We start from the raw sequence: 25,162 nt of genomic DNA, 5'->3' as shown, positions 1-25,162 counted from the left end.
GAGACGAAGATTGCCTATGTCGGATTCCAGGTAGCGCGCGCCTGAACACTCTCGATTGTTCCGGTTTCGATTATATATGCAGACAAGCGATGGCCGTACACGCAACCAGTGTCCAAACCCAGCGCGTTAGGCCCCCGGCGCGGCTCGTCGGCGGGCCAATGACCAAACAAAACCATCTTCTCGCCATCGTAAGCGTCGTACCAGGGATCGCCATGCCTCGCCTCGCGCTTCGGGCCCAACGAACGCATTAAAGTCATGTCCTCGGTCGTTTGAGAATGCAACGCCACGTTCGGCCGCAGCCCCGCGTGGACGATCAAGTGTTTTTCCAGCTCGATGATGAACGGGAGCTGATTCAGAAACGGCAGAAACCGCTCCTTCTCATGCTTCAGTTCTTTGTGCGTCGGTTTTTGTGAGCCGGTGAGTTTAAACTTCTCACCATTCCAACGCCGCCGCAACGCCAAATCGTGATTGCCGATGACCGCTGTAAATCGTTTGTCGCTCATGAACAGCTCGAGCACTTCGCGATTCTTTGGTCCCTTCGTGATGAGATCGCCGACGCAAATCAAGCGGTCGTCATCAGTGAACGCCACTTTATCGAGCAGCGCCTGAAGTTCATCGTAACAGCCGTGAAGATCTCCAACGACGATTGTGCGCGATGCCATTTAGTCTGAACTCACTCCCCTTTGAAAGCGGCTACGAGTACCCTCCCCGCTGCGGGGAGGGTTAGGACGCGCGCCTCAACCTTCTCCCTACACCTCTCCGCACCGCGAGAGGGGAAAAGAACCACCAGTTTGAGACCTAGTTCGAGCACCGCGCGGTAATGATCATGTTGGCTTTGCGCGTGAACTCGGCCGTCCATTCCTCGGCCGGTCGATCGCGCTCGGCGTTGCGTGAAGCGCGAAAGACCTTGGTGATTGTGCCGTTTGTTTTTTCGGCCTCCAGCAGCCTTTGCAGACCTTCGGCCAGAAGCTGCCGGCCGGCTTCGCTGATCTTCGCATCGCCCACACTCTTGGCCGCGGTCGTGCACTGGCCATCGCTGACTTTGATCGGATCTTTTTTCTTCCAACCTTCGAGTTTCGCTTTGTTCTCGCTGGCGCTTGAGTAACCGAACGTTGATCCCATATCGCCGACGTAGAAGACGGCCTCGCCGGGTTTGCACCTGCGCTGGTTGCCTTCTTTGGATGAATCGAGACAAGCGATCTTGTGATTGTCGGTTTTGGTATCACCGTGATCGATGAATCCCAGCCAAAGTTTGAACGCATCGATCTGTGCGCGCGGCGCGGTACCTGAGAGCTTCGCGAGAGTTTCAGACAGCCCGGCTGAATCTTTGTTGTTGCAGTTCACATCGATACCACGTCCGAGTGACATCTCGATTCCGGCCGCGGGTTGAAACGGCGTCCACTGCGCGCCCTGAAAACTTTTCGTCAGACTCTTCTGACAGTCCGGACAATTCACATCCGCAACCCATTCATCATCGGCAAAGAAACCAAGCGCTTGTGAGAATCTTGACGACAGGAACTCCCCCTGAATTTCTCCGTTGCGGCGGTCCTTCGCTTGCCCTTTGAAGTGGGGCTTCACTTTGTAGCGAACCAGCTCGCCATCACCGTCAACATTGCCCGGCACCGAACAATGAAATTTCGGAGTTGTACCCGCTCCGGGGGTTTCATCCTTATTGGCGACGCATTGAATCGGGCGCGCCAGCCCATTCGCATCAACCGGTGGCGAACCGCGGCGCGGGCCGTCGGCCACGTTGTAGCCCAGCACCGGGTCATAACCCGGATGAGGCGCGCGCCAAACCATCGCGCTGCGCTCGGCGCGTTCGCGCTCCTCTTGCGAGAAGCACACTTGTTGAGCTGCCGCGCTTTTCGCGAAAGCGGTTCCTGCTAAGACGACGACGAATGCGATAAATATGCGAGACGATTTTCTGAACACGGATATCCCCTCAATCTGTAAGTTTCGAATCGGCAACCGATGCCACTGCCAATCCCTCAGTCCGTTGGGGGAAAGACTAACTATGCGTACTGAGTTGTTTGTAACGCCAAACAGATTAGCATTTTTGGCGGGTGTTTCAGAATGGGCGTGGCACAGACTTCAGTCTGTGGTTTCAAGTTACAAAAGACGCGAGTCGAATCACAGACTGAAGTCTGTGCCACTCAATCACTTCCGCGAGTGAGCCGCGCTGGCGAGGGTTCCCGGCGGCGAGGTGTTGAGCCGGCTGAAATCCGGATGAAGAAAAACAACGCGCCCGGCGACGATTGTCGCCACCGCCGCGCCCGTCATCGTGCGCCCGTGGAATGGCGTGTTTCGGCTTCTCGATGCCGAGCGCGAAACATCAAACGTCCAGATCATCTCGGGATCGAGAATCGTTACGTCGGCTCGCGCGCCGGGCCGGAACGCGCCCCGGTCCTCAAGCTTGAGAATGCGCGCGGGATTTGTCGCGCAGAGTTCTACGAAGCGCTCCAGCGAGATCACGCCATGCTTCACCAGGCCATCCATAGCTAAGCCAACAGAAGTTTCCAAACCGATAATCCCGAACGGAGCTTGATCGAATTCGAGCTCTTTCTCATCAGCATGATGCGGCGCGTGGTCGCTGGCGATGGCATCTACAGTGCCGTCACCCAGGCCTTCGAGAATTGCTTCGACATGATCGCGACTGCGCAAAGGCGGGTTCATCTTGGTGTTCGTGTCGTAAGCCGGCGCGTCACGCTCTCCCGCCACGGCGTCGTCGGTTAACGTCCAATGGTGCGGCGCAACTTCGCAGGTGACGGACAGCCCTCGTTCTCTTGCCCGCCGCACCGCCGCAATCGCCCCGCGTGTCGAAAGATGCGCGAGGTGAACGCGAGCGCCGCTGAGCTCAGCGAGCGCGCAATCACGCAAAGCGTCAACTTCTTCGGCCGTCGCGGGCGCGCCGCGCAAGCCGAGCACGAGCGACCAATGGCCTTCGTGCATTACGCCGCCGCGCGCGAGCGACTTGTCTTCACAATGATCGATGATCGGCAAATCGAATCCGCGCGCGTATTCCATGGCGCGACGCATCATCGCCGCAGTCGGCACGGGCCGCCCGTCGTCGGACACCGCGACAATCCCGGCGTCTTTCATCTCACCCATCTCGGCGAGCTCCGACCCGTCGGAGTTCTTTGTGACCGCGCCGATCGGAAGCACGCTGGCGAGATTCGCGCGCTCAGCCTGCTCGATCACAAATCGCGTGACTGCCGCGTTGTCGTTAACCGGATGCGTGTTCGGCATCGCGCACACGGTCGTAAAGCCGCCGGCCACCGCTGCTGCAGCGCCGCTGGCAATCGTCTCTTTGTATTCCTGGCCCGGCTCGCGCAGGTGCACGTGCATGTCGATGAAGCCCGGAGCCACAATCAACCCTGTGGCGTCGATCACTTCGGCGTCTTCGGGTGTCGCATCACTGTGGCTGGCAAGTCCGACCACGCGGCCGTCTTCGATGAAAAGACTCTTACCGGTGTTGGTTCCCTGCGCCGGATCGACGATGTATCCGTTTTTGATTAAGAGGCGCATCGTTTAATTGCGAGTCCCCCGCGTTTGATGTCGAGTCCTGCCGCGCACGCCACCCGCGGCGCGCGATTCCAGATCATCTTCACCCGGATGCACGGACGGCAACTCAGCATGTTCAGATCCGGCCAGCAAATAAAGCACCGCCATGCGAACGGCTACGCCGTTTGTGACTTGATCGAGAATCAGTGACCGGCCGCCGTCAGCTATCTCGGAAGAAACCTCGATGCCGCGATTCATCGGTCCGGGATGCATGACAATCGCGTCGGGCGCGGCAAGACTCAGATGATTCGGGTGCAAACCGTAGTGCACGGCGTATTCGCGCATGGACGGGAAGAAGGCATCGGTCTGACGCTCGCGCTGAATTCGCAACACCATCACCACGTCGGCATCGGCCACCGCGTCTTCGATGCGTTGCTCAACTCGAACGCCCTGTTCAATTAATTCCGCGAATTCGCGCGGGACGAGCGTCCCCGGCCCGGCGACGCTCACCGTTGCCCCTAATTTCGACAGCAGATAAACGTTCGAGCGCGCGACGCGCGAGTGCAGGATGTCGCCGATAATCGCGACCTTCAAACCTTCGATGCCATTTTTGTGTTCGCGAATCGTGAGCGCGTCCAGCAGCGCCTGGGTCGGATGTTCGTGCGAACCGTCGCCTGCGTTGACGATGGCGGCATCGCACACGCGCGTCAGATGATAAGGCGCGCCGGCGGAAGCATGCCGGATGACGATGCAGTCGGGTGACATCGCCTGAAGATTGCGGGCCGTGTCCAGCAGCGTCTCGCCTTTCGAGACGCTCGACGTCGACACGCTGATGTTGATCGCGTCGGCTGACAAACGTTTCGCGGCAATCTCGAACGAAGTGCGCGTGCGCGTGGATGCTTCAAAGAAAAGATTGATTACGGTGCGGCCACGCAGCGCCGGCACCTTTTTTATTTCCCGCTTTGAGATATCGCGGAACGACTCAGCAGTATCGAGCAGATGCGTGATTTGCTCGGCCGAGAGTTCGCGAATGCCCAGAAGGTGTTTCATCTGAAAAAACTGTCAGTGGTCAGTGGTCAGTGGTCAGTTGCAAATGCCGGAGGTTCGAGAACAACTGACGACTGACAACGAACAACTGACTACTAACATAAAAAAAGCGGCCTCGGAGGCCGCTTCACGCTGCCGCTTCGGCTGCGGGTCGCTCGACGATCAGGACTCCTTCGTCCTCGTCAAAGTCCGTCAACATCACTTTAATAATCTCACTCTTCTTCGTCGGCACATGTTTGCCGATGTAGTCGGCCTGAATCGGCAGCTCGCGATGCTCGTTGCCCCGATCGACCAGGACGGCGAGTTGCACGCGTCGCGGGCGGCCGAAATCGATTAACTGATCCAGCGCCGCGCGCACAGTGCGCCCGGTGTAGAGCACGTCGTCAACCAGAACAATCGTGCGGTTCTCGATGTCGCCCGGCAATTCAGTCCCGCTGACAATTGGTTTTGCCCCAACCGTCGAAAGATCGTCGCGATACAAAGTGATGTCGAGGATGCCAACCGGCGGACGCGTGCCTTCCAAATCCTCTATTTTGTCGGCGATCCGGTTCGCCAAAGGCACACCCCGACGACGAATTCCCACCAACACCAGATCCGTTAGTCCGTGATTTTCTTCGACGATTTCAGAAGCGAGTCGGGCAAGCGCGCGATTGATTCGCGCGTCGTCCATGATGCGGGCCTTTTCAGTGAATTCCACCGGCGTCAGATACTAACAACAGAAGTGATGAGAGACAAGTTGCGAGTGACAAGAAAACAGGCTTACGGCTAAACTCAACGTCGGGCCGGCGAACTTGTCGCTCGCCACTTGTCACTTGTCACTGTAATCTCGTCACTTGTCACTTTACAGTTCCATCGTCCGTCCAATTCTCTTTCGCCTGCCGGCAGAGACGGCGCACCACTTCGCTCTGTCGTCGCTGTCCGGAGCGTTGGGCGTCGAAGCCGTTCGCCATGCAGTCGAAAAGCGCCACAAACGAGCGCCGTTTGGAAAACTGAAAAGGTTCGGGCTGACTTTTTCGAACCCGGTCGGCCTCGCTGCGGGTTTCGACAAGAACGGTGAAGCGACCGACGCGTTAAGCGCACTCGGATTTGGATTTATTGAAGTTGGAACTGTGACGGGAGAAGCGCAGCCCGGCAATCCTAAGCCACGCATTTTTCGCTTGCCGAAGGATCGGGCGCTTATTAATCGGCTCGGTTTTAACAATACCGGCGCGAAGCAGGTCGTGAAGAACTTGAAAAAGCACCGAGCGGATTGCGTGCTGGGAATCAACATCGGCAAGTCGCGCAGCGTCCCTGTCGCAAAAGCGATTCCCGATTATCTGAAGACATTCGGAATCGTTTACGAAATCGCTGACTACATCGCGGTGAATGTCAGCTCGCCGAACACGCCGCAGCTTCGCGAATTGCAGCAGCCGGACCTGCTCAATGACCTGTTGACCTCTTTGCAAGGTCGCAATCGCGAGCTTGCGGAAAAGCATTCGCTGACGGCGCCACGCCCGCTGCTCGTAAAAATCGCGCCCGACCTCAGCGAAGACGAACTTAGCGCGATCCTCGCGGTTGCGCAGAAAAACGAAGTCTCAGGTATCATCGCGACCAACACGAGCGTTAACCGTGCAGGATTGCAGACATCGAATGCGCGGGTCGCTGAGATCGGCGAGGGCGGTTTGAGCGGCGCGCCAATCAACCGTCGCTCGGACGAAGTCATTCGCATGATTTATCGTCTGACCAATGGAACAATGCCCGTCGTGGGAGTTGGGGGAGTGTTCACAGCGGAAGACGCGTGGGAAAAGATTTGCGCCGGTGCGAGTTTGATTCAAATTTACACCGGCTTCATTTACGAAGGGCCGGGTATTGCACGCCGGATCAATGAAGGTTTGCGTCACTTCGTTTCAAAAGAAGGATTCGTATCGCTGGATGAAGCAGTGGGCTGTCGAGCATGACGGTACGCACGCCTCCGGCGTGCTGCATGCCAGAGGCATGCTTACCGAAGATCTGTAATGCAGAACGCACAAAACAAATTAATCGTCGCTCTCGACGTCGAGAATGCCGACAGCGCGCTGGCGCTGTTCGAAGAACTGCGCAGTGTTGCCGGCATGTTCAAGATCGGTTCGCAGCTTTTCACCGCCGCGGGACCTAACATCGTGCGCGAGATTGTGGCAAAGGGCGGAAGAGTTTTCCTCGATTTGAAATTCCACGACATTCCTAACACCGTCGCGGCCGCCGGCGTCGAAGCGACCCGGCTGGGCGTTTCAATCTTCAATGTACATGCGAGCGGCGGAGTGGAGATGATGAAGCGCACTGCCGATGCGGTGTCCGAGACTGCGGAGCGCGAAGGGATCGCCAGACCGAAGGTGATCGCGGTGACGCTGCTGACCAGCATGGACGACGAGACGCTCGGCGGCATTGGTATCGACAGGGCCGCGAGACAGCTTGTGACCCACTTCGCCCGCGCCGCCGCCGACAGCGCCCTGGACGGCGTGGTCGCCTCGCCGCAGGAAATCGGACTGATCCGCTCGTCGGTAGCTCAACAAAAATTCCTGATCGTTACTCCCGGCATCCGGTCTGCCACTGATGCCGCGAACGATCAACGCCGGACGATGACCGCCGCGGAAGCGGTGCGTGCCGGCGCTGATTATCTTGTCGTGGGCCGGCCGATTACCGCCGCCGTGAATCGAATTGAAGCTGCGCGCGGCATCGTGGTTGATATGACCAAGGCGCTCAGCAACTGACATGAGCCACAGAAGATACACACGAATCAGCACCGATAGAGTTGCATTTTCTTATCCGTAAAGATCTATGTTCATCGGTTGCTTTCATCTGGAACAAAGCCCGCTGCAAAGCGTTGATTAGGAATGACGTTGCGTCGCCCCTTACCTGTCTCTTATCATTCAAACGTGCACCGAAAAGTCACCTCACTAATCGCAGCATGTCTGGCCGCCCTGATCTTGACGTTCACGGGTGTACTCGCGCAGCAAAAGCCGGAAGCGGCAGTCCAGCCGTTCAATGCGGCGGTGTATCGCGTCGGTGAGCGGTTGACCTACGACGTGTCGTTCGCGCAGTTCGTAAGCGCCGCGCATGTCGACATGTATATCGCCGGTCGTGGCCGTTACTTCGATCGCGAAGGCATCGAACTTCGCGCGCATGTCGAAACTACTGGCATAGTCAACGTGGCGCTGCTCGCCCTGAATAACGATTATGTGAGCTACGTCGATACTTTTACCGGATTGCCTTACCGGTCGCAGACAGTAGTGCGCGAAGCCGGCCGTGCGACTGAAGCGTCCAGCGAATACAACCAGGCTGCCGGAACTGAAGCAATTCCCGGAAGGCGCGCAGGCGAGGTCCTTGGTACTTACGACTTGCTGTCCACGGTTTACCGTATCCGCGCGATGCCTTTGTCGGAAGGTTCCTCGTTCTCAATTAACGTACGCATCGACACGCAGGATTACCAGGCCGACGTTAAAATCATCGACCGCCAACTGATCAAGACGAAGGTGGGCTCATTCAACACGCTCGTCGCGCGCGTGAGTGCCAGTTCGGGACCGCTCTCAAACATTCGTGTGTATCTCACGGAAGATGAATGGCATGTGCCGGTGCTGGTCACGGCGAAACACAAAGACGGAGAGATTCGTGCAGAGTTGGCTGCGTCGCAGCTGAACACCCCGCCGCCAACTGCGACGCCCACGCCACCGCGAGTCGTGCCACCTTCTGACGGGCGAGCGTTGACGCCAGTCCCGAGCCCGACCACGCCGGTGTCCGCCACTCGTTTGAATCTTCCGTTCAATGTCGGCGAACAATTGAACTACCAGGTGTTTCTCGGCGCGACCGGACCGGCCGTTGGGTCAGCGAGTTTTTCCGTGGCCGCGCGCGGGCGTTATTTCAATCGTGATGGACTGTTGCTGACGGCGACTGCGCAAACGACGAACGCCGGGGCGCGCGTGTTTTACGTCAACGACAAGATTTCGTCCTACGTGGATCCGGAAACGTTACTTCCCTTTCGCACTGAGATGAATTTCGCGGAGGGCACCTGGCGCAGCACGCGCGGCTACAGCATCGATCAGAATCGTGGCGCGGTAACGACTGATACTCGAACGCGCATCGAAATCCCGGTCGGCACGCACGACTTGATTTCTTTGCTCTATGCAATTCGCACGTTTGATTTGTCGCCGCCCTCGACCGCTCTGTCACAGGCAAAGCGAAACGCGATTTCGATACTCGCTATCAACCAGCCGCGCACGTTGTTTGTCACGGCGCAGAAGCGGGAAACGATTGAGCTTAACGGTCAAAAGGTCCCCGCGCTGCTGCTGACATTAACCAGCGATGACGGCGCCGCTGACCGGCTGCAACTGCGACTTTGGGTGGGTGATGATTACCGACACCTGCCGCTGAGGATTGAGGCAGTAACGCCGCTCGGACCTGTGCGCGCGGATCTCACAATCAGAGCTAACACGCCGCGCTAACAACTCTCGTTATCCCTGAGATTCGAACGGCATCTGATGTCAAAAGATCTACAAGCGCATCATAGTCGGTTCTGTCGGCACTCAGCCTCGCCGTGAAGGTTTTTCTTAGACGTGCAGGAATAAGAGTTCGGAAGGGGAAACAATGAAAAACATTTTGCTGCTTGCCGGTTTTGCTCTGCTAATTAGTTACTCGACACCGCTTGTCGCGCAATCACAGAGTGATCGGTCGCAGACGTCACCGGACGAAGGTAAGACAAAAACTAAAGACGGCCGGACGATTGCGCGGGACAAGTCCAAACCCGTGCGTAAGGCGATCGAGGATTGGTACGCCCGCAACATGGCGGCATTCAAGGCAAAAGATTTGGCGGCAATCATGGCTTTGCGCGCCGACGATTTTCACACGGTCACGCCGGACGGCACGGTAAACACGCGGGCTTACATGGAGACGCGTACCCGACTCTTCCTCGAGAGAATCGACCATTTCATCTCACAGGATAATCAAATCGGAACGATTGAGGTGGAGGGCGATTTGGCGAGCGCTGACATAAGTCAAAAGACTGTTCGGATGCAACGCTTTCCAGATGGCACATTACACAAGGTCGAAAGCGCCGTCGTGCAGCGCGAGACCTGGAAGAAAACTGTCGAAGGGTGGAAGTTGTACCGCGTAGATAATATTCGTGACGGGGATCTGCTCCTCGACGACAAACCTTACAAACCCAATCAGTGACCGTTCACTTAGCTCAACGGAATTTGGAAACAAGCTGAGTGCAGTGAAACCTAGCCGCCAGTAGATCGGAGCGGCGAAAGGCAGATCATGACAGCCACAAAATACATTGGCGCTCCCTTCCTGACCGTCGGGATCGCCTTCATCACGCTCGGCGCCATCGGACAACGCGCCTTTCTGGCTATCGGTCTGGCCTTTCTCGTCCTTGGAATCATCCTTCTTGCTCAGAGCCGCCGAGCCGGCGGATAGGCCCACTATCAGACAAGTCGAAGCGTGAGGACTGTTATGAAACGTTTCTTACCCGCCCTACTGTTGATGATCGTCACTCTTTTCGCTGGACATAGTGCGTTCGGGCAAGACACGAAGCCACAACCTTCGGCCAGAGATATAGCGCGCAAGGTCAGCTTGAGATGCTCACCCGGCAGGCTCTATCTGGGTGACACACTTACGCTCAATATGTCCGTCCCTCACGGCCGGGACCTGGCGATCCTTGGTCCTGACAATAAGTTTTTTTGGTTGCGATCGTGGGAGCCGAATGACGAAGCCGCGACCGCCAGCTGGTATGCATTTGAAAAAATGAAGCTGCTTAAGATTGTCACGGCTGAGGCAAATGGCCGTGTCAGCACTGATGACGAACCAATCTTCACTAAGACCGGGTGGTACCGGATCCGAGTCAGCTACAACCTGGAAACGGACGACGGGACGCCAGTCAATGAGTGCAGAGTCTATTACACGCACAGGCGTCGTCCCGCGCGGGGGTAAGTCAGGAACCGCATGAGAATCCTCAGGTATGCTCTTACGGCTTTGTTCGGATTGATTGGCGTGCTGGCCCTGTTCCGCACTGTTGAGCGGATGGCAACTGGCGGCGGCTTATCACCGTCACAGGTAGTCATCGCAATCGTGATGTTGCTGTTGGCGGTGTTGTGCGTGCGAAAGGCCCGTGCTGCAACCTAAGTTATGCGTTCGCCGCTTTGCCTGTCGAGTTTAGTAATGATCATCCTAATCAATGGCTCATTCGGTATTGGTAAAAGCACCGTCGCGCGCCTTCTCCGCCGTCGCGTCCCACGAAGTTTGGTCTACAACCCGGAATGGGCCGGCTCAATTCTGATGCGATTGCCGAGGTGGGTAAAACTGCGTGGCGCCGGCACCGATGACTTCCAGGACATCGACCTGTGGCGAAGGTCGGTTATCTCTGGCGTGCGGCTTTTTCAGACAGTTACAACCGGCGCAGTAATCGTGCCGATGGCCTTCAGCCGCCGTGAGTACTTCGATGAGGTGGTGGCAGGTCTGAAATCGCTCGACCCGAATGTTCGCGTGTTCTGCCTGAGAGCGGATCTGGCGACGATCCTCGAACGGCTCGGCGCCAGGAGCCGGCGCGGCCGCGCCCGCGCTGTTGACTGGAGCGTGCGAAAGGCGCGTCTGTGTGTCGCGTCACATGAAGATGAGCACTTCGGGGAACCGGTAAACACCGTGCAGGCGAGCGCGTCCCAAGTCGCTAAGACGATCCTCCGGCGGCTGAGCGCCGGATCCCAACACTGTCGATCCGGGTTCTGACCTATCAGGCGTACAACCGGATCACGCGCTCAATCGCGCGCTTACAAACCTTGCAGAAGAAATCCGTTCGCGAAAACATGATGCAGTCCACCTGCGGCCGGTAGAATCCCTTGGCTTCGTACATCGCGCCTTCGAAAGCACCGACTCGCCCGTTGTACTTCTCTTTCGCCATCATCGCATCGACCATGCGACGGTCTTCGCGAAACAGCGCTTCCATTTCGGCTTCCGGCCGATTGTCTTTGCGAAGCTGCGCGCGCCGCGCACTGTATTGCCGCGAGTAGGCTTCGAACTCCTCTTTGCTCCAGGGCGTCGGAAGCGGCGTGTCGGCATCGACGAGGTCTTTCCACTTCAGGTTCTTCCTATCGAGCAGCGCGGTTGCGTTCGGCTCCCAGGGCTCGATGCGTTCCGCGGCGGGGGCGTAAGCGACCGGGGACGTGTAGTACTCATCAGCCAGAGCCGCGAAGTGGTGCCCGAACTCATGCACAAACACATAAGGCGCGAACGCGTTGTCCGCCGCAACCGTGCTGTAGAGATTGAAGATTCCCCCGCCGCCGTACGTCCGTCCGTTCACCAGCACTTCGATAAACTCGTACGGCGCAAACTGCGCGACCTTGCGCAGCCGCTGATTGTCGAAGGCCAGGATGTAACGTTCGGAACCGAACGCGTCATAAGTCGAAATCGAGTCGCGATAGATGCCGGTTGACGGTCGCGAAATACCTGATTGCGCGGCGGGCGGACAAAGACCCCAGACGTTGAACGCCGTGCGGTTCTCTTTGAAAGGTGAAGTCTCAAACAGGACCTTGATCAGACGCCGCGCATCGGCTACGAACTTGCTTTGCTCGCGCGCAGTGTAACCGTCGCCCAGCAGAAGCAGATCTACTTTCGTTGCCGGATCCCCCATACGCTGAATTGGGATCAGCCGCGCCGGCGCGGTGGGCTTCGATCGATCGATGAACATGTCCTTGGGATCGATCGAGAATTTCCAGGCCTCGTGCCATTTGTTCTTCGCGTCGCGCTTTCGCAGCACGATCTCGACCGGCGCATCCGGCGCGGGAAAGCGCAGCGACTCGCTAAACGTCCGCATGACACGACCGGCTTCGTCGGTTGTCTCCCACTCGCCATAAACCGACGCGAAGCCGCGCGAATACAACACGCGGTTCGTTTTCGCCTCGCGCACTTCGAAAAAATATTTGCCGTAGTCGGTCGGGTCGATCGTTTTCGTCATGTCGCCGGGCCAGGGCAAAGGCTCGATGACCACGCGATCGAAACTGAACGTTTCGTGTTTGGCGTCGCCGGTGTGGAAATAGTCGAGCCGCATGGTCTGCGGCGCGGCATATGAAGTTAACGAAACACACGCAACCAGCAGAAATAGTTTCAGGACCGAAAGGATGTGATTCATGAACCCCATTGTAACTTAGTAAGCATTTCAGACTGGAACGCGTTGTGACCGTCGGTTATCCGCTTGACTCACCTCTGAAACTTCGAAAGAATTTTAACCACTGAATCTGGAGAATCGATTTACTGTATGAAGAAATTTACCGCCATTGCTGACGCAGCCAGGCTGGTTCTGTTGATCGGATTCGTGGTCATGGTTACCGCGGCGCCGGCTCGCGCGCAGGAAATCAGGATTACGGTGTCACAGACAGTGGCCCTCAATAATGAGCGCGTTGAACCGTCCGGTCTGGTGCCGCTATCGGGCACTCAGCTTCTGGTGGCCGACGATAAACAACCTGGTCTTGTGGTGGTCGATTCAACCACCGGCAAGATTGCCGGCGAAGCCTTGCCGGTCGGAACAGTCCAGAAGAATCTGGATTGGGAAGCAATGGCGAAAGACCCGGAAGGAAACTATTACCTCATCGGTTCCCGTTCGCAGCTATTCAGTTTCCACTTTGACGAGCGACAGGCTAAGCATATAAATCCGACGTCAAAACCGCTGAATACTAAGCTCGAAATCGAGGGTTTAGCGGTTCGGAAACTCGACGGGCACACGGAAGTCTCGTTTGGCATTCGTGATAGATCTGGCGAAATCAAAGTCTATCGAAGCGCCTTCGATAATGCCCAGCCACTGTCCCTGACGCCTTTCTTTAAGTTCAAAGCGCAAATGACACAGGCTGTGGAGTGGCATCTGTCATCGATCGAGTATGTGCCGGAGCTACGCGGCTTTTTGATCATCACGACGACTGAGAATTCGCGGGACAACTCGTTCTACGGTAACCGGCTCTGGTTTGTCCCTGAAGAGGACTTGCCCCGGGCACAGCCAAAGTCAACCGATACCTTTACGGACGTGAAGCCACTAAGCAGCGATGTGTTTGAGAAGGAAATGAAAGCAGAAGGACTGACCGTCCTGTCGTACGACAGAAAAAAGAATGCGGTGACTTTGGCGATTGTGTATGACAACGATCTTGCCTGGTTGACCAGAAACCGGCCCAAGATTCCCGGTCCGGCCGCAATGCCTGGCAAGTTGCAGATCGTTGAAGTGAGCCTGTCAACCGGCACAATGAATTCGCGATGAGGAGAACAGATCGCCTGCTCTCACACCGCCGCCTTAGCGGTGCGGACGGTCACCTCGCCAGCCTCAGCCGACGTTTCGACATTGATCGTGCTCGCTTCGCCGCGGATGGCTATTCGCCGCATTGAATCTGCCGCAAACACGTCGACAGATTGAATCAGGCATTCCTCGGGCGCGCTGATGAATCTTTTTAGTCCGGTAGCGTCTCGGCCCTCACTGAGCAGTAGATCCGCATCGAACGCCAGTTCAGTCCGGTCGGCGCTGTTCACATCGTCGCCATCCATTTCCGCAATCGCGACGCCCTGCGGCAACAGATTCATCTCGCCATCGAGATAGATCGTCCACAAAAATCCCATGTCGAGCAGCAGGTGCGCGGCCTCGCCGGCAATCGTCCACCCGAGCACGGTGGCGCCGAGAACGTGCTTGATGACGTGATCCTGATGGGTTGATGTTTCGGCTTCAGTCCAGCTCATGAGTACCAGTCTACAGTCTTGAACAAGACAGTTGGAAGGCCAAATCCGCTTCAGCGCATGCTGTCGCCTTGCGTTATTTTGGCTCAGTCCTCCCCTCTCCGCTTCGCGGAGAGGGGTCGGGGGAGAGGCTAGGCGACCGCTAACCCCACCCTTAATCCCTCCCCACATGTGGGGAGGGAGACAAAAAAGGCTCGCCACGCGCGGGCGAGCCTTTCTAAGATACAACCTATTCGCTTAAAGCTTCGCGAGGATGCCTTTCCACCGAACCCAGGCGTCGTCGCGCGCTTTGCGATTGGCGCGATACATCGTGATTGCTTTGTCGTAGTCTTCCTTAGCTTTCTTGTCCGCGGCTTCGTCGCCGGTCGTCGCGGGTGCTTTCGGCTCCGGCGCATTCGGCTCGCCGGCTCTCATGAATCCGTGGCCGGCGCCCGCGTAAGTCACGGGATCGTATTTCACCGCTTTCTTACCTTCGGGAGTGCCGCTGGCATCCTTCCAGGCTTTCTTCATCGTTTCCATCGCTTCGACCGTCGGCTGGATCGTCGCGTTCACACGCGCGTCATTCTCGGCATAAAAGCCATAGACCGGCGCGTTGATGCGCGCCAACCCGGCCTGATCCACGGCGTAGGGCTGTCCCTGTGCGTTACTGCCTGGCGTGGTGCCATAAAAGACGAACGCAGCTTTCAATGTCGGCCGATTCATGGCGAAGCGAAACGACTGCGTGCCACCCCAGCAGTAACCGGTGACGGCAACTTTTCCATTTGCCGCCGGCAACTTTGCGACATAGTCCGCCACCGCATTCAGATCAGCGGTTATCTGATCCGGTGGCAAATCGCGAATCGCCTGGCCTATGGCATTCCCGCCTTTGGTGGCAACGTCGGCCGTGCCGCCGCCGTTCGGCCCCATGCCGGACAAAAGATCGGGCGCGATGGCGATGTAACCTGCCTCAGCCAATTCATCCGTGAGTTGCATCACCCAATCGCTCAAGCCGCCGATCTCGTGGATCACCACCAGGGCCGTCGCTTTCTTTTTCACTTCGGGATAGATGACCAGGCTGTTTACTTCACGATTGCCATACTTTACCTTCACCCATTCACGGTGCCGCGGCGACTTTCCGAGTTGCGCCTTCGCCCACTCCTGGGTCACCTCCGGCACGTTCGCGACGTCCACCGCAGGCGAGTGATGATGCGCGTCCATCTGTTGGGCCGCTGCGCGCTCAACCACAAAGAAGGCCGACCACGCCACCGCGAGCAACGTCACGGGCAGAACGAGAATGCGCCGAGGCATCTTGATGTTGGTTGTTTGCATGGTTCGGTTGGTTACCGCTTGAATCTTCCTCCTACAAAATATTTCTGCCAATTTTGGTAGCCTTCGCGATACCCGCGGAGAAAGCCATCGCGGTAAGCCTGTTCATAGTCCGCGCGACTCCCTTTACTGGAATGATAACCGACCGGCCGTTTGTGAAAGTGAGAACGCTCGGGATCGTATGTCTGCCCGCGCCGGCCGTCGTTTGCGCCGGTATAGAGCCCGTCGTTGTATCCAAGGTCGTATGCATCCAGACTATCGTCCCGATCGTAATCCGGATAACTAGCCGCGCTGTACGTGACGGTGTCATCGTAAGTCGGCACCTGGTAACACTCATCGCCGCGATAATGACGATGGCCACGGCGATCTCCATCGCGATCCCGCCAACGGCCCCGGTCGCCATCCCGATCACGATGGCGGTCTCTTCCATCGCGACCGCCACCTCGATTACCACCGCCGCTGCCGGCACTGCCTCCGGAATTCCCGCTACCGGAATTGTTACCGCCCGGACTGGCGCTGTCCGGAGTTGAGGCGTGCGTGCGGCCCGGAGCTACTATGTCACCGGCCTCAGTTTCGATCACACGGTCGCGACGATTGCCGCTGCCATCGCCCGACATTGTTCCCCGGACTCGTCCACCGTCTTCGTTAGGCCGGCGGTCGTTGTCGTTTCGGCGATTATCGTTATTGTCTCTCGAAGATCCGCCGTCATAGTTCCGGCCACCGCCGCTGTTCGGTGCCGGATTAGACCGCGGTGATTCCGCCGGAGGACTTGATGGCCTTTCAGAACGTGGTGACTCCGCTGGCGGACTGGGAGGCGGATCATTTCTCGGGCTTTCCGCTGGCGGGCTTGGCGGTGGATCATTTCGCGGTGCTTCCGCCGGCGGACTCGGTGGCGGTTCCGGCTTACTCTCGGGGGGTGGACTCTCAGGAATGGGTTTACTGTCCTGGGCCCACGTGATTGTGGGCGTCAACAAAGTGACGCAAAACAGAACCGCTGATAACAGAGTCAGCCTGACTGCGAGTGATTTCATGTGCACCTCCTGAGCTTTGGGCGAGACAAACCTTCAATTGTCGAGGAGAGCTGATGTTGGCTAGCGAGGCGATTATACGCCCCCACCCGCATCGCGCAACACGAAAATTAAGCACCTAACTACTATCCGTGTACGTTGATGCCAAGGCACGCATTCGCCGGCCAGCATCACACTTCAAGTCCAACGGATCGCATCAACTCGAGAGCATTGCTCCTTTGCAGTACACCCGCACGCAGTAAATAGTCAAAGGTCATACGGCCTCCTTCGAGATGATCTTCGAAGTGCACGTTTGCCGCCTGGGTCGGCAGCTCTTCAACAATCCGGGTCAGCGCCAGATCGTGTGTGGTCACCAAACCAATCGCTCCACGTTGAAGCAAACCACTGACTACTCCTTCGGCGCCGATGCGCCGGTCATGCGAGTTCGTTCCATGAAGAATCTCGTCCAAAAGGAACAGTACGGGCAGCGGGCCGTCCGTCAATTTCACGATCTGGCGCAAGCGAGTGATCTCCGCGTAGAAGCGTGAAGCTCCCGCCTGGAGTGAATCCTGAATCCGAATCGAGGCCCCCACCTGAAGCGGCGAAAGCCGCAAGCGAAGCGCGTGTACCGGCGCGCCGGCTTGGGCCAGAATAGTGTTCGTGCCCACAGTCCGCAGCAACGTACTCTTGCCCGACATGTTCGAGCCGCTAACAATTAACACCGCGGGACTGTCTGCCAAGAAAAGATCCGTACGTACATTGCGAGCTTCGGGTAACAACGGATGACCAAGCCCTTCACCTTCAAAGCGCGCTTCACCATCTATCACTTCGGGAAAAGGATCGTTGGGACGCTCGTAAGAGTAACTGGCTAAAGAGCTCAGCGCCTCGAACTCGCCCACGGCGGCCAGCCATTGCGCCACTGCCGGACCGGACTTCTGGCGCCAATCCTCAATCGCAATTGCGCACTGCAGAGGCCAAAGCAAGATGGCCGAGATCAACGCAAAGAAGATGTTGCGCCGCGAGTCCAGCAGGTCGATCAGAAGCTTGAGCCTGGCGATCTGCTGCGAGGGAGGATGACCTTCGACATCGAGTGCCGCGCGCAAGTGCATGAGTCTGGGGCTTGAGAAGCTCTCACGCTCGAGCCGCCGCAACACCTCAGAGAGTAAACCCAGCTCTCGAGCCGGACCAGCAATCCTCTGAATGACTTGGTTTACCGGCTTCCGCAGACTGAATGCGAAGATCTGCCCCGCGATAATTGCTGCGAGAAATAGCAGCCAACGGAACCCGGCAATCCAGAGCACCCCGGTCACCAATGCGAGGAGGGCCAGGGCCCTTGCACCCCAACGAATGCCACTCGAAATGACCCACGGTGGGGCTGCCGCCCAATGAGTAAGAGCCTGGGCCTCGGAACCGGTGTGGACACCTTCGCCGAGAAGCGCCAGGTCCTCGCGAAGATCAAGGCGAGGTCGAAGCTCGACTATGGCTTCCTGCCGCGCGCGCACAACATCAGGCGGTGCGGGCACCAGCAACCACTCGGCCAGCGTCTCTTCCCCAACTTGTGTGCGAGCGCAGGAGAGCAGTTCAAAAAGTGAGCCGGTGCCGAACAGGTCCAGGTCACGGGCATACGGGTGCGAATCCGTCAGGAATCGATCGCCGGTCGCTCCTTTTCCCGCCCAACGATCATCCAGCCGCTCCAGTCCCCGCTGGTAGAGCGCGGCGGCACGTTCGCATTGGCGACGCTTTTCGGCTATGCGCTGTTGAGACGGGGCCAGACCCAGGTAACCAAAGACTGGCAGAAGGAGCCACCAGAACGAGAGTCCATTAATGACGAACCAGATTAGCAACAAGAGGGCGGCCAGCATCCCGAGGCGTACCACTCCGACCTGGCGAAAGCGCTTCATGTGCGAGGCCCCTTCAGCCAGGCGTGCTTCGATCCGGCGCGCATATTCGACACGTGGTTCCGTCGTTGGTTTTTCCATCGAGCCGTTTAGGGAATGCAAATCCGGGATTCTATCCGCGAACGTTGATGCCGAGCGCGCGCATCCGCCGGTAGAGATGACTGCGATCGATGCCCATCAGTTCGGCGGCGCGCGAGACGTTGCCGTCGGCTTCGTCGAGTTTGCGCTGAATGAACTCGCGATGATACGCGTCGCTGGCCTCCTTGAAAGACGGAAAGCGGTAGGAAGAAGCAGGGGGTTCTGCGCTGCCGAACGCAGGCAGGTCTTTGACACCGACGCGATGGTTCGTGTGCATGATCACGATTCGTTCGACCGTGTTACGTAGTTCGCGCACATTCCCCGGCCACGAATAGCTCTGCATTGCTTCGATAGCCGGTCGGTCAAAACGCGGCGGCTTCTTCGCGTAGCTTTTCGCGAAACGCTCGTTGAAATGCTCAACCAGCAGCGGCACGTCCTCCAGGCGTTCGCGCAAGGGCGGCACTTCGAACGGAATGACGTTCAAACGAAAGTACAAATCACTGCGGAAAGCGCCCTTCTCGATCTCTTCATCGAGTTTCTTATTCGTCGCCGCGATCACTCGCACGTCTACACTGACCGGCGTGTTGCTGCCGACCGGCTCAAATCTCTGTTCTTCAAGCACGCGCAGGACTTTGGCCTGCACGTTCGCGCTCATGTCTGAAACTTCGTCCAGAAAGAGCGTCGCGCCGTCGGCCAGCTCGAACTTCCCCTTCTTCGCCGCGGTGGCGCCGGTGAACGCGCCTTTCACGTGACCAAACAGTTCCGATTCGATCAACTCTTCGGGAATTGCGGCTGAGTTAATTTCGATGAAGGGCGCCGCGGCGCGACGCGACTGCGCATGCACAGCCCGCGCGACTAACTCTTTACCGACGCCGGATTCGCCTGAGATGAGCACGCGCCCGTCGGTCGGCGCGACCACCGCGATCTGCTTTCGCAGCGCGCGCATCGCCACCGACTCGCCAATCATTGCGTACTCTGCTTTAAGTTCGGCGGAGAGAGACTGATTGGTGATCTCGAGTTGCCGCTGTCGCAACGCATTGCGCACCGTCAATACCGTCTTTTCGATCGAAAGCGGCTTTTCGATGAAATCGAACGCGCCGAGTTTCGTGGCGCGCACTGCCGTCTCAACATTCCCGTGCCCTGAAATTATCACCACCGCTGCGTCACAGTTGGCCTCGCGCATTTTCTGCAGTGTCTCAAGCCCGCTGATTCCGGGCAGCCATACATCGAGCAGCACGCAGCCGTAGGCCCGCTTGCCGATCGCTTTCAAGCACTCTTCGCCGGTCGCCACGCTATCGGGCGCGAATCCTTCGTCGCGCAGGACAGCGCTCAGCGACTCGCGAATGCCGCGCTCGTCATCAACGATGAGAATGGATTCGGACATTAGGTCTTAGGTCTTAGGTCTTACGTCTTCGGTCTCGGGTCTTAGGTCTCGGGTCAGGAGTTCCAACAAAGACCAAAGACCTAAGGCCAGAGATCAAATTGCACCCACCGGTATTTCAATCACGAACCTTGCCCCCCGCGGTATGTTGTTCTCCGCGTGGATACGCCCGCCATGTTCGCTTATGATGCGCTGCACGATCGCCAACCCGAGGCCAGTGCCGCGGCCGCGCGTCGAGAAGTACGGTTGAAAAAGCCGCTTGAAATCCGCCGCCGGAATTCCTTCACCGGTATCGGCCACTTCGGCAATGATAGTTTCCCGCGCCGCGTCATACCGGGTTTCGATCGTTACGCGTCGTTCGCCGGAATCGTTCAGCGCTTCCAGACCGTTGTCGATAAGATTTACAAAGACCCGCTTCATCTGTTCAGCATCGGCCATCGCCGAAGGCAGTTCTGCCGCCAGTAGCAGCTCCAAATTCGCTCGATCCAGACGATCCTCATACAACGAAGCCGCCTGCCGGACGACGTCGTTAAGGTCGATGTTGGACTTTTGCGCATCCGGCATGCGCGCAAACCTCGAGAACTCGTCCACCAGCGATTTCAAGCCGGCAACTTCGCGCGTGATAGACGTAGTACATTCTTCAACGACGCGCTTCAATTCTTCATCATGCACGCCGGTTGAAAGACCGTTGCCATTTGCGCTGTCTTTGCCGTTCGCCCGCACCCCGAACTGACGAGCGATGCGTTCCGCAGAAAGCTGAATCGGCGTCAGCGGATTCTTAATTTCATGCGCTATGCGACGTGCGACTTCACTCCAGGCGGCAGCGCGTTGCGCGGTTAAAAGTTCGGACAAGTCGTCGATGACCAGCACTACACCGCTACTGCGGCCCACCGACGTGCCGAGCGCAGTCGCGGTCAAAGCAACCGGCAGGGAGTTCGCCGCGGAGCCACGAGTCAATTGGCTCTGCTCGGCCGCCCGGCCGGCGCGCCGCGCGCGTTTGATCAATCTTTCAAGCACCGTTCGATCTTCGTGGCTCAATAAACTCGAAAGCTTTGCCCAGGCGGGCGGCGCTTCGGTTAGCCTGAGAATCGACGTGGCCGCCGCGTTGATCGTGGTCACGCAATCGTTCTGATCGAGGGACACGACGCCCGTGGAAAGCGAATTCAGCACTGTCTCAATGTAGTTGCGGCGCTCCTCGATCGCCTGGTTCTTTTCTTTCAACGTCGCGGCGCCGGCCTCGATGCGCCGCCGGTTCTCTTCCAACTCGGCGGTCATCTGGTTGAACGAGTCCGCGAGCAACGCCAACTCATCGTCGGCGGGAGTGTTTACGCGGTGCGACAGATTGCCGCGCGCGACTTCCCTGGACGCGGCCGCCAGCGACTTGATCGGCGCCGCCAGTCCACGCGCGAGGTGAATCGCCACCCATGTCGAAGCGAACACCAGCAACAACGTCATCAATCCGAGAGTTGAGAGCCCGAGCATACGGACCTTGCGTTGCCGCTGCACCAGATGTTGATATTCGCTCTGCGAGCCGGCGATTGTGTCGTTCACATCAGCGTCACTGAACCGGCGCGGTACAAAGATCAAACGCGTCGAGTCGGTCAGCGGCACTGAGGCCGCATCGAAACCTTTTGCGTCCGAGAGTTCGGAATGGGCTGAGTTCGCGTCCTGCCTCGCGCTCCCCATCACGCGGGCCAGCTCAGCCCGTTGCGAATCCGAAACCTGCGCAGCGCTGGCTGCGATGCTTTCCCCGGAACTTGAAACGATTTCAACCGCCGTCAATTCTCCCGTGTCCCGCAACTCGTCTAAAGTCGCTTGCCATTCCGCCTGCGGCTTTTGTCGAATCGCCGTGGCCAGCAGCGTCGCCGTTTCGCGCAGTCGTTGGCTTTGCGCGGCGGATATTTCGCGTTGTTGCTGCCGCACGCGCTCAACAACATTTTCGGGCAAGCGCCCCATCCACTTTTCGACTGAGCGATTCAGGAAAAGGTACGAGAACGCGGCCATCGCCGTGATGGGGAGCAAGCTGAGGCCGATGAAGTACACCAGCAGACGCGTCTGAATCCGCGACCCCGGCTGGCGCGCGTGACGCTCGCGACGCAGCCGCAAAAGGCTGCGCAGCAGGATGAAGGTGAAGACGACGAAGGCGACAAAATTCAGCGTCGACAGCGCGTACAAAAGGAGAGTGTCAGCGCCGGTTTCCGCCGGAACGAAAGCCCACAAATTGAACAAGCCCTGCGCCGCGATCAGCGCGAGCAAAACCACGACGATAGTGCCGAGCAGCCACGCGCGAACACGTGTTTGACGCGCTCGATCAACTTCGCCGCCGCCATTTTGATCGGATTTGTTCACAGACTTCCCAAGGTATGTGACTGGCGCAAAGTTTAGCACAGCCCTCGCCCGCGGGCCGTTCACAGGCTCACAGGCGAAGGTGCAATGCTAGAATGCGTCGCGCATGGAAGTTCGCAGCTTTTTTGTCGGTGAGGATGGCCATCTTCGCAGCGGTTGGCGCGCGACGTTTTTTTTCGCGGCGTTTTTGGTTGTGGGGAAGCTATTTGAAGTCGCCGGCGCAATCCTCACTTCCCTGACCAGCGGCATGCGCTCTGGTATCTGGGCCTCGACGTGGCCCTTTCTGATCGGGTCGCTGGTGCTGTTAAGTACGGCTGTACTGGTCGGCTGGGGCTGCAGCGCAGTCTTCGAAGAGTTACCGTTTAGGTCGATCGGTTGGTCTCCGCATCGCGGTTGGTTGCGGAACGTGGCGCTCGGTTCACTCATCGGCGCGGCTTCGCTACTGTTAGCGGCAGGGATCACGGCGGCAACGCGAGGCATTCGGTTCAGCTTCAATCCGAGTCCGGCAACAACAATCGGAAAGACGGCCGTGGTGGCGCTCATCGTTTTTGTTATCGCCGGAGCCGCGGAAGAGGCGCTCTTTCGCGGCTATCCTCTGCAAACTTTCACGCGCGCGAAACTCGCCTGGATCGGGGTAGTGGTGACGTCTGTTCCGTTCGCCGCTGCACATCTCTATAACCCAAACGTCAGCCGCGGCTTCACTTTCGTTAACACGGTCTTTGCCGGAGTTTGGCTCGCGGTCGCGTACCTGCGCACGCGAAGCTTGTGGTTTCCGCTTGGCTTGCACTGGTCGTGGAATTGGACGCAGGCGGCGCTGCTCGGCATCCCGGTCAGCGGCATCGAACGAATTACTCCGGCGCCTTTCTTGCACGCAATGAACGCCGGCCCGGATTGGCTGACCGGCGGCGCTTACGGTATCGAAGGCGGCGCCGCCTGCACCGCGGCGTTGGTCATCTCAACAATTGTTGTCTGGCGGACAAAGCTGGTTTCAACCGCGGAAGATCCTTCTTTACCATCGAAAGTAGCGTCAGCCGCCGCCACTCAGTAGAATGGCAGTCATCGTATGAAGCTGTTTACAGTTCAAGAAGCCAATTCTCTTCTCGGAGACGTGCGGCCGATCGTGGAAAAGATTCAGCGGGCGCATCGGCGACTGGGCACTTTTCAGAGAGCTGCGAAGCACGCCGCCGAAGGAGCCGAACACGGAGGCGGAGGTCTGCCGAACGGTGAACACTACGCAAAACTCCTGCTTGATTTGTCCGTGGGAGCTGGCGAACTCGAGTCCCTGGGGATTCAGCTAAAAGACTACAACCACGGATTGATTGATTTCCCCTCGATGCGGGACGGCCGGGTGGTTCTGCTCTGCTGGAAAGCCGACGAAGGCGACAACATCGAGTGGTGGCATGATGTCGAGTCCGGTTTCGCGGGTCGGCAGCCCCTCTAAGGAACTCTTTCCTTCCTTTGACGCTGGCTGGAGGCCCTCATGGCCACCTAAGCCAACTCTAACCGCTGCTATATTTTCTGATTGACGACTTAAAGTACAACTGTTAGTATCGGCGGCGAAAACGGTTGCGGGTTTGGGCTGCCCACCTTAGCCCGTCCGGTTTCGAGTTGCGTCGCGGGTGTTGCCGCGGTCGTGGACGTACTAAGTGGAGTTTTGGTTCCTGCCCCATAACGTCTCAGGTTCCTCAACATGCAGAAAACTCTGACCGAACCGTCGAATCAGGCAGGTGTCACAATCGCGAGTCACACGACGGCGCGACCACCAACTCAACCAACTGAGGCCGAGTCCAATTCAACTTTGATTGAATTTCCCGGCGCGCGAAGCATTCCTGAGTGGCGAAAACGCCTGAGCCAGCGCGTGCGCGAGGTCCAGGAACAGAAAGCGCGCGAAGCCGCGGAAGAGGAAGCGGTGTTGCGCGCGGCCCGAACCGTTTCCTGCTCACTGCCCTCCGGGCAACTTGAACTGGTTCCGGATGTCGCGCAAGCGCCATTGAATCCAATCGTATCGAAGGCTTTAGAGCGCGTGGATCGAGCGCGGCGCGCCGAACACCTCTCGACCGGAATTCGAGCGACGGCAGCAGCGCCCGCGCTTGCGCCAATCGAGGAGGAAACACCTGCACCAGTCGCAGCACCGATTGAGTCAAAACCGAAACTAACAATCGTTGCTCCCACCGTCGAGCCCGAACCCGTTGACCTTCCTGCTGAACCCGTTGAAGTTTTTGCTGAACCGGTTGAACTTCCGGCGGATGAGGAGTTGGCAATAACTCCGAGCGTTGTCCCTGAAGAAGTACTTCCGATCGTCGCCACTGAAGAAGTGGCGGATAAGCCGAAACGTGTGAAAGTGATTTCGGCCAGCGTCGAAGACGCGGCCCTGTCTTATCTCGAAACTTGTCTGTCAGTGCCGGCCCATTCAGCCGATACGCGCAAAGACATACCGGGCCTGACCCGCCGCGCGTTTGTGGGTTTGATCGATCTACTTCTGATAGCACTGATGGTTTCGCCGGCTGTAGCGGCCCTCGAAGCTGCCGCCGCCGACTGGTCAAATCCTCGCATCATCGGTCTGATGGCCGGTATCACAGCCGCAACGATGTTTGCTTATCTCACCGTCTCAATTGCATTAACCGGACGCACCCTGGCGATGCGGTTATTGCGCGTCAGGACGATAGACGAGCGCACGGGCCTCATCCCAACCGGCGGCCAATCTATCAAACGCGCGCTCGGTTACATTTTGTCGCTGGCTGTCTTTGGACTCGGGCTCGCGTTCGCATTCATCGATCGCGACAACCGGCCGCTTCACGATCGCTTTTCCAAGACCATCGTCATTCGCAATTAAAATATGGAGTGCGCCGGCAGAGCGCAGCGACGACGGCGCTTTGGATCAGAAGCAA

24 protein-coding genes are annotated in these 25,162 nt (G+C 57.9%); 12 read left to right on the top strand and 12 right to left on the bottom strand.

Annotated elements, in window-relative coordinates; genetic code table 11:
* Positions 1 to 14 precede the first annotated feature (14 nt).
* The 5 genes from VFX97_04515 to pyrR all read right to left on the bottom strand — a co-directional run bounded on the left by VFX97_04515 (position 15) and on the right by pyrR (position 5,245).
* Entirely contained in the window at positions 15 to 662 is a 648-nt protein-coding gene (locus VFX97_04515) for a metallophosphoesterase (protein HEX5702458.1), read from the bottom strand.
* A gap of 136 nt (positions 663 to 798) precedes the next feature.
* Positions 799 to 1,932, bottom strand: coding sequence for a hypothetical protein (locus tag VFX97_04510; protein ID HEX5702457.1), 1,134 nt, complete (start codon positions 1,930 to 1,932; stop codon positions 799 to 801).
* A gap of 225 nt (positions 1,933 to 2,157) precedes the next feature.
* Positions 2,158 to 3,525 (bottom strand): dihydroorotase, encoded by a 1,368-nt coding sequence (locus tag VFX97_04505; GenBank protein ID HEX5702456.1) that lies wholly within the window; start codon positions 3,523 to 3,525, stop codon positions 2,158 to 2,160.
* Between the two features lie 3 nt (positions 3,526 to 3,528).
* On the bottom strand, positions 3,529 to 4,551 hold the full coding sequence (locus VFX97_04500) for an aspartate carbamoyltransferase catalytic subunit (GenBank protein HEX5702455.1): 1,023 nt from the start codon (positions 4,549 to 4,551) through the stop codon (positions 3,529 to 3,531).
* Between the two features lie 124 nt (positions 4,552 to 4,675).
* Positions 4,676 to 5,245 carry a bifunctional pyr operon transcriptional regulator/uracil phosphoribosyltransferase PyrR gene (gene pyrR / locus VFX97_04495; protein ID HEX5702454.1) on the bottom strand — a complete coding sequence of 190 codons (570 nt, stop codon included), beginning with the start codon at positions 5,243 to 5,245 and terminating at the stop codon, positions 4,676 to 4,678.
* Positions 5,246 to 5,381: 136 nt separating this feature from the next.
* On the opposite strand from pyrR, the gene VFX97_04490 reads away from it, so the two are divergent.
* From VFX97_04490 to VFX97_04455, 8 genes are all read left to right on the top strand, one after another.
* A complete protein-coding gene (locus tag VFX97_04490; protein HEX5702453.1) occupies positions 5,382 to 6,485 on the top strand; it encodes a quinone-dependent dihydroorotate dehydrogenase in 1,104 nt (367 codons plus the stop codon).
* Positions 6,486 to 6,542: 57 nt separating this feature from the next.
* Positions 6,543 to 7,274: an orotidine-5'-phosphate decarboxylase gene (pyrF, locus tag VFX97_04485; protein HEX5702452.1), complete on the top strand. Its 732-nt coding sequence runs from the start codon at positions 6,543 to 6,545 to the stop codon at positions 7,272 to 7,274.
* 123 nt (positions 7,275 to 7,397) lie between these two features.
* Entirely contained in the window at positions 7,398 to 9,002 is a 1,605-nt protein-coding gene (locus VFX97_04480) for a DUF3108 domain-containing protein (GenBank protein HEX5702451.1), read from the top strand.
* A 142-nt stretch (positions 9,003 to 9,144) separates the two neighbouring features.
* Positions 9,145 to 9,729 carry a nuclear transport factor 2 family protein gene (locus tag VFX97_04475; GenBank protein ID HEX5702450.1) on the top strand — a complete coding sequence of 195 codons (585 nt, stop codon included), beginning with the start codon at positions 9,145 to 9,147 and terminating at the stop codon, positions 9,727 to 9,729.
* Between the two features lie 87 nt (positions 9,730 to 9,816).
* Positions 9,817 to 9,975, top strand: a complete 159-nt coding sequence (locus VFX97_04470; protein HEX5702449.1) for a hypothetical protein — start codon at positions 9,817 to 9,819, stop codon at positions 9,973 to 9,975.
* 36 nt (positions 9,976 to 10,011) lie between these two features.
* Positions 10,012 to 10,488 carry a hypothetical protein gene (locus VFX97_04465; GenBank protein ID HEX5702448.1) on the top strand — a complete coding sequence of 159 codons (477 nt, stop codon included), beginning with the start codon at positions 10,012 to 10,014 and terminating at the stop codon, positions 10,486 to 10,488.
* 12 nt (positions 10,489 to 10,500) lie between these two features.
* Complete coding sequence (locus VFX97_04460) at positions 10,501 to 10,680, top strand: hypothetical protein (GenBank protein ID HEX5702447.1); 180 nt, start codon at positions 10,501 to 10,503, stop codon at positions 10,678 to 10,680.
* 36 nt (positions 10,681 to 10,716) lie between these two features.
* Positions 10,717 to 11,280: an AAA family ATPase gene (locus VFX97_04455; protein HEX5702446.1), complete on the top strand. Its 564-nt coding sequence runs from the start codon at positions 10,717 to 10,719 to the stop codon at positions 11,278 to 11,280.
* 4 nt (positions 11,281 to 11,284) lie between these two features.
* Here VFX97_04455 and VFX97_04450 read toward each other — a convergent pair whose 3' ends face one another.
* A complete protein-coding gene (locus VFX97_04450) occupies positions 11,285 to 12,679 on the bottom strand; it encodes an IgA Peptidase M64 (protein ID HEX5702445.1) in 1,395 nt (464 codons plus the stop codon).
* Positions 12,680 to 12,805: 126 nt separating this feature from the next.
* Between VFX97_04450 and VFX97_04445 the strand changes: the two genes are divergently transcribed.
* Positions 12,806 to 13,792, top strand: a complete 987-nt coding sequence (locus VFX97_04445) for a hypothetical protein (GenBank protein ID HEX5702444.1) — start codon at positions 12,806 to 12,808, stop codon at positions 13,790 to 13,792.
* A gap of 20 nt (positions 13,793 to 13,812) precedes the next feature.
* On the opposite strand, the gene VFX97_04440 is transcribed toward VFX97_04445, so the two are convergent.
* The 6 genes from VFX97_04440 to VFX97_04415 all read right to left on the bottom strand — a co-directional run bounded on the left by VFX97_04440 (position 13,813) and on the right by VFX97_04415 (position 22,277).
* The gene (locus tag VFX97_04440; GenBank protein HEX5702443.1) at positions 13,813 to 14,262 is read right to left on the bottom strand and encodes a hypothetical protein; all 450 of its coding nucleotides are present in this window, start codon (positions 14,260 to 14,262) and stop codon (positions 13,813 to 13,815) included.
* 234 nt (positions 14,263 to 14,496) lie between these two features.
* The gene (locus VFX97_04435; GenBank protein ID HEX5702442.1) at positions 14,497 to 15,567 is read right to left on the bottom strand and encodes a dienelactone hydrolase family protein; all 1,071 of its coding nucleotides are present in this window, start codon (positions 15,565 to 15,567) and stop codon (positions 14,497 to 14,499) included.
* Between the two features lie 11 nt (positions 15,568 to 15,578).
* The gene (locus VFX97_04430; GenBank protein ID HEX5702441.1) at positions 15,579 to 16,595 is read right to left on the bottom strand and encodes a hypothetical protein; all 1,017 of its coding nucleotides are present in this window, start codon (positions 16,593 to 16,595) and stop codon (positions 15,579 to 15,581) included.
* 167 nt (positions 16,596 to 16,762) lie between these two features.
* Entirely contained in the window at positions 16,763 to 18,550 is a 1,788-nt protein-coding gene (locus VFX97_04425) for a hypothetical protein (protein HEX5702440.1), read from the bottom strand.
* 31 nt (positions 18,551 to 18,581) lie between these two features.
* Positions 18,582 to 19,931: a sigma-54 dependent transcriptional regulator gene (locus VFX97_04420; protein ID HEX5702439.1), complete on the bottom strand. Its 1,350-nt coding sequence runs from the start codon at positions 19,929 to 19,931 to the stop codon at positions 18,582 to 18,584.
* A 93-nt stretch (positions 19,932 to 20,024) separates the two neighbouring features.
* Entirely contained in the window at positions 20,025 to 22,277 is a 2,253-nt protein-coding gene (locus VFX97_04415) for an ATP-binding protein (GenBank protein HEX5702438.1), read from the bottom strand.
* Positions 22,278 to 22,380: 103 nt separating this feature from the next.
* Here VFX97_04415 and VFX97_04410 point away from each other — a divergent pair, with 103 nt between their 5' ends.
* The 3 genes from VFX97_04410 (at position 22,381) to VFX97_04400 (ending at position 25,107) form a co-directional block, all read left to right on the top strand.
* Positions 22,381 to 23,322 (top strand): type II CAAX endopeptidase family protein, encoded by a 942-nt coding sequence (locus VFX97_04410; protein HEX5702437.1) that lies wholly within the window; start codon positions 22,381 to 22,383, stop codon positions 23,320 to 23,322.
* A gap of 15 nt (positions 23,323 to 23,337) precedes the next feature.
* Positions 23,338 to 23,715 (top strand): DUF2203 domain-containing protein, encoded by a 378-nt coding sequence (locus tag VFX97_04405; GenBank protein HEX5702436.1) that lies wholly within the window; start codon positions 23,338 to 23,340, stop codon positions 23,713 to 23,715.
* A gap of 249 nt (positions 23,716 to 23,964) precedes the next feature.
* Positions 23,965 to 25,107, top strand: a complete 1,143-nt coding sequence (locus VFX97_04400) for an RDD family protein (GenBank protein ID HEX5702435.1) — start codon at positions 23,965 to 23,967, stop codon at positions 25,105 to 25,107.
* The last annotated feature ends 55 nt before the right edge of the window (positions 25,108 to 25,162 follow it).

Source organism: Pyrinomonadaceae bacterium (genome assembly GCA_036277115.1).
In the GTDB taxonomy this organism is placed as follows: domain Bacteria; phylum Acidobacteriota; class Blastocatellia; order Pyrinomonadales; family Pyrinomonadaceae; genus UBA11740.
This window is presented reverse-complemented; position numbering and strand designations above follow the sequence as displayed.

What these genes read in the sequence shown, in the direction of transcription:
- VFX97_04515 (HEX5702458.1), bottom strand. Translation starts at nt 662, where the DNA reads ATGGCATCGCGCACAATCGTCGTTGGAGATCTTCACGGCTGTTACGAT.
- VFX97_04505 (HEX5702456.1), bottom strand. Translation starts at nt 3,525, where the DNA reads ATGCGCCTCTTAATCAAAAACGGATACATCGTCGATCCGGCGCAGGGA.
- VFX97_04500 (HEX5702455.1), bottom strand. Translation starts at nt 4,551, where the DNA reads ATGAAACACCTTCTGGGCATTCGCGAACTCTCGGCCGAGCAAATCACG.
- pyrF (HEX5702452.1), top strand. Translation starts at nt 6,543, where the DNA reads ATGCAGAACGCACAAAACAAATTAATCGTCGCTCTCGACGTCGAGAAT.
- VFX97_04480 (HEX5702451.1), top strand. Translation starts at nt 7,398, where the DNA reads ATGACGTTGCGTCGCCCCTTACCTGTCTCTTATCATTCAAACGTGCAC.
- VFX97_04475 (HEX5702450.1), top strand. Translation starts at nt 9,145, where the DNA reads ATGAAAAACATTTTGCTGCTTGCCGGTTTTGCTCTGCTAATTAGTTAC.
- VFX97_04470 (HEX5702449.1), top strand. Translation starts at nt 9,817, where the DNA reads ATGACAGCCACAAAATACATTGGCGCTCCCTTCCTGACCGTCGGGATC.
- VFX97_04465 (HEX5702448.1), top strand. Translation starts at nt 10,012, where the DNA reads ATGAAACGTTTCTTACCCGCCCTACTGTTGATGATCGTCACTCTTTTC.
- VFX97_04460 (HEX5702447.1), top strand. Translation starts at nt 10,501, where the DNA reads ATGAGAATCCTCAGGTATGCTCTTACGGCTTTGTTCGGATTGATTGGC.
- VFX97_04455 (HEX5702446.1), top strand. Translation starts at nt 10,717, where the DNA reads ATGATCATCCTAATCAATGGCTCATTCGGTATTGGTAAAAGCACCGTC.
- VFX97_04450 (HEX5702445.1), bottom strand. Translation starts at nt 12,679, where the DNA reads ATGAATCACATCCTTTCGGTCCTGAAACTATTTCTGCTGGTTGCGTGT.
- VFX97_04445 (HEX5702444.1), top strand. Translation starts at nt 12,806, where the DNA reads ATGAAGAAATTTACCGCCATTGCTGACGCAGCCAGGCTGGTTCTGTTG.
- VFX97_04440 (HEX5702443.1), bottom strand. Translation starts at nt 14,262, where the DNA reads ATGAGCTGGACTGAAGCCGAAACATCAACCCATCAGGATCACGTCATC.
- VFX97_04435 (HEX5702442.1), bottom strand. Translation starts at nt 15,567, where the DNA reads ATGCAAACAACCAACATCAAGATGCCTCGGCGCATTCTCGTTCTGCCC.
- VFX97_04430 (HEX5702441.1), bottom strand. Translation starts at nt 16,595, where the DNA reads ATGAAATCACTCGCAGTCAGGCTGACTCTGTTATCAGCGGTTCTGTTT.
- VFX97_04425 (HEX5702440.1), bottom strand. Translation starts at nt 18,550, where the DNA reads ATGGAAAAACCAACGACGGAACCACGTGTCGAATATGCGCGCCGGATC.
- VFX97_04420 (HEX5702439.1), bottom strand. Translation starts at nt 19,931, where the DNA reads ATGTCCGAATCCATTCTCATCGTTGATGACGAGCGCGGCATTCGCGAG.
- VFX97_04410 (HEX5702437.1), top strand. Translation starts at nt 22,381, where the DNA reads ATGGAAGTTCGCAGCTTTTTTGTCGGTGAGGATGGCCATCTTCGCAGC.
- VFX97_04405 (HEX5702436.1), top strand. Translation starts at nt 23,338, where the DNA reads ATGAAGCTGTTTACAGTTCAAGAAGCCAATTCTCTTCTCGGAGACGTG.
- VFX97_04400 (HEX5702435.1), top strand. Translation starts at nt 23,965, where the DNA reads ATGCAGAAAACTCTGACCGAACCGTCGAATCAGGCAGGTGTCACAATC.